Annotated in this window: 3 protein-coding genes and 1 pseudogene; all 4 read left to right on the top strand. The window is 30.6% G+C overall.

Features of this window, described 5'->3' with window-relative positions:
- A pseudogene (locus tag OQH62_RS08315) lies at nucleotides 1-617 on the top strand (hypothetical protein); the annotation flags it as partial.
- Nucleotides 614-1,231, top strand: a complete 618-nt coding sequence (gene gmk / locus OQH62_RS08310; RefSeq protein WP_266016068.1) for a guanylate kinase — start codon at nucleotides 614-616, stop codon at nucleotides 1,229-1,231. The pseudogene OQH62_RS08315 and the gene gmk, both read left to right, overlap by 4 nt.
- Nucleotide 1,232: 1 nt before the next feature.
- Nucleotides 1,233-1,469 (top strand): twin-arginine translocase TatA/TatE family subunit, encoded by a 237-nt coding sequence (locus tag OQH62_RS08305; RefSeq protein WP_266016067.1) that lies wholly within the window; start codon nucleotides 1,233-1,235, stop codon nucleotides 1,467-1,469.
- Between the two features lie 2 nt (nucleotides 1,470-1,471).
- On the top strand, nucleotides 1,472-3,061 hold the full coding sequence (argS, locus tag OQH62_RS08300; RefSeq protein WP_266016066.1) for an arginine--tRNA ligase: 1,590 nt from the start codon (nucleotides 1,472-1,474) through the stop codon (nucleotides 3,059-3,061).
- Nucleotides 3,062-3,523: the final 462 nt, after the last annotated feature.

Below are 3,523 nucleotides of genomic sequence, written 5' to 3'. Positions count from 1 at the left end.
ATGAAAACGATTTAGCTGATGACGATTTTATTGCGGTAGAAGAGCAAGAGAAAGAACTTGATTTTGATGATTTACCTCAAGATGCTGAATTCTTAGGACAAAAAGATGAAAAACAAGATGAAGAATTTAAAGACATTATACCTGTACTAGAAGAAGAACAAAAACTTGAAAATGAAAATTCCAAACTTAATTTAAGCGCTCAAGAGCAAATACAACAAGAACTCACTCAACTTGATGAACTTGAGCACAACATTCCACAAGAAAATACAGAAATTTTAGAAAGTTTCAAAAAAACACCTATTCTAGATGAAGAAGAGCTTGGCATTCACAATGAAGAACTTATAGTACCAAATTTTCACAATAATGATTTTGATGACCTTGAAGAAAACGATATTAAAAGAGCTCTAGGAGAAGAAATTCGAGAAGAAACTCAACAAGAAACTTCCGATTTTACACTAGGGCAAAATGAACAAAATAATGAAATTGTCAATGAACTTTCCCAAAGCATAGCAGGAGCTATCACTTCAAGCATCAAAGATGAAACTTTAAAAGCTGCTTTAAAAGGTATGAATATGAATATTCACATTAATATAAGTTTTAATGAGGATAAACATTGAAAACTTTCATTTTATTGCTTTCAGGTCCAAGCGGTTCTGGAAAATCAACTTTATTAAGAAAGCTTTTTGATGAATTTGAGAATGAGCTTTACTTTTCCATCTCTTCAACGACAAGAACAAAAAGAGCTGATGAAGTAGATGGTGTGCATTATCACTTCATTACCCATAAAGAATTTAAAGAAAGTATCAATAAGGGAGATTTTTTAGAATGGGCAAAAGTGCACGAAAACTACTATGGCACCTCACTTAAGAATGTTCAACAAGCTTTAAACAATGGCAAAACAGTTATTTTTGATATTGACACACAGGGCTTTCATATAACAAAACATAAACTCAAGGAAAGAATTGTTACTGTTTTTATTACTACAAAAAATAAAAAAGAGCTAGAAAAAAGACTTCTTAAGCGAAATACCGATACAATAAAAGACTTACAAAAAAGATTAGAAAACGCAAATACAGAAATGGCAGAACTTGAAAAGTATGATTATCTCATTATTAATGAAGATTTACAACAAAGCTATGAAGCTTTAAAATCTATTTTCATAGTGCAAAAATTACGGACTCAAAATCAAGATATAGAGCAAATTAAAAACTTATGGAATAAAGGAGAATAAAATGCATATGCCAAGCGGAACTCAATGGCTTATTATCTTACTTATTATCGTTTTGCTTTTTGGAGCAAAAAAAATCCCAGAACTTGCTAAAGGTTTAGGAAAAGGTATTAAAACTTTCAAAGATGAAATGAATACTGATGAGCAAGTAAAAAACACTCAAAAAATTAGTGAAAAACCAAATGAAACAACTGTAAAAACTGAGCAAAACGCCGATTTCAATGAGAATAAAAAAGTCTAAGCTTGAAAAACGATATTTATAAGCAACTTTCTAAAGTTTTAGGTAGAGATTTTATACTTGAAAACCCTAAAGATAAAAATTTAGCTCATTTTGCCACACCTTTAGCTTTTTCTTTAGCAAAAGAAATTAAAAAATCTCCAATACTCATAGCCCAAGAGCTTGTTTTTAAAACTCAAAACGATTTTTATTTTGAAAAAGTACAAGCTGTCAATGGATACTTAAATTTTCGTCTTTCTAAAGCTTTCCTTAATACTCTTGCAACAAAAGCTTTGCAAAATCCAAATACTTTTGCAAAAGCAAACCCTAAAGAACAAAGTTTTTTACTTGAATACGTTAGTGCAAATCCAACAGGTCCTCTGCATATAGGACATGCAAGAGGGGCTATTTTTGGTGATACTTTAGCTCGAGTTGCAAAACATTTAGGGTATAAATTCGATACAGAATACTATGTTAATGATGCAGGTAATCAAATCCATCTTTTGGGACTTTCTTTGTTTCTTGCGATAAAAGAACTGTGCAATGAAACAGTTTCTTATCCACAAGAATACTATAAAGGCGAATACATTAAAGAACTAGCTAAAGAAGCTTTAACTCATTTTGAAAAAGACTTTTTCATCGAAGCTAATCTTCCTATTTTAGCTTCTTGGGCTAAAGATAAAATGCTTGCTCTTATTAAATACGATCTAGCACAAGCAAAAATTCAAATCGATAGCTACGTCAATGAAAGTTTCTATTATAAGCATTTAGATTCTGTATTACAGAATCTCTATACACAAAAAGCAAGCTACAAAAAAGATGGTAAAATTTGGCTTGCTTCCTCAAAACTTGGTGATGAAAAAGATAGAGTTATTATACGAGAAGATGGTCGTGGAACCTATCTAGCGGCTGATATAGTATATCATAATGACAAAATGAGCAGAGCTTATGATAAGTGTATTAATATTTGGGGAGCTGACCATCACGGCTATATTCTTAGAATGAAAGCAGCTATGCAATTTCTAGGTTTTGACCCAAATAAACTAGAAATCATATTAGCTCAAATGGTATCTTTACTTAAAGATAAAGAACCTTATAAAATGAGCAAAAGAGCTGGAAATTTCATCTTAATGAGTGAAATCATAGATGAAGTTGGAAGTGACTCTTTAAGATTTTTATTTTTAAGCAAGAGATGTGATACACATTTAGAATTTGACATTAATGATCTAAAAAAGCAAGATAACTCCAACCCTGTTTTTTACATAAACTACGCTCACGCAAGGATTCATCAAGTCTTTGTAAAAGCAAAAAAAGAATACAAAGATATTATCGGTGCTAATTTAAATTCTTTAAATGAAGAAGGTATTAATTTGCTCTTTGAAGCTTTAAATTTATCTTCTGTACTAAATGATGCATTTGAAACAAGATCCTTGCAAAAAATTACAGATTATCTAAAAAATCTCGCGGCACTCTTTCATAAATTCTATAATGAAAACAAAGTCCTTGGAGCACAGAATGAAGATGCTCTTTTAAAGCTTTTTGCTGTCGTTGCCTTAAGCATTAAAACAGCTTTCAATCTACTTGGTATTGAAGCAAAAAATACAATGGAACATTAAATTTTTTATCAAATACTACAAGCCTCTATGACAACCAAGATAACGCTTTGTCCTCTTTATAGAATGTCCTCTAAGTAAAGAAAATAAATCAAATCTATACTTCCGAATTGAAACTCACAGCAACGCAAGATTTCTTTTTCGCCCATAGTTGAAAATTTTTTAAGTCGTTTTAATCACTGTTTCCATTTCATTATAATACGCTATCAATACCACTACACTATTTTAATCCTCTACAATTTTCAAACTTCGATCTCAAACATACCATAACCTAAAATTGGCATTTTAATATTATTAAAAATTACAAATTTCATATTTATCCTTGTGTATCAAATTTTCTCACGCGACATTTACATTTTACAGCTTCTATTTAGAATCTTTTTCATATTGTGCATTCCGTTTAGGCTCTGCTAGCTCAAAGCAAAAGCATTAAAGTCTGTTAAACTTGTAGCGATTTAGAAAATA

It is taken from the genome of Campylobacter sp. MIT 21-1684 (assembly GCF_026241315.1).
Classification (GTDB): Bacteria; Campylobacterota; Campylobacteria; order Campylobacterales; family Campylobacteraceae; genus Campylobacter_D.
This window is presented reverse-complemented; position numbering and strand designations above follow the sequence as displayed.

Coding starts and splice junctions, on each gene's coding strand:
- OQH62_RS08305 (WP_266016067.1), top strand. CDS start 1,233: ATGCATATGCCAAGCGGAACTCAATGGCTTATTATCTTACTTATTATC.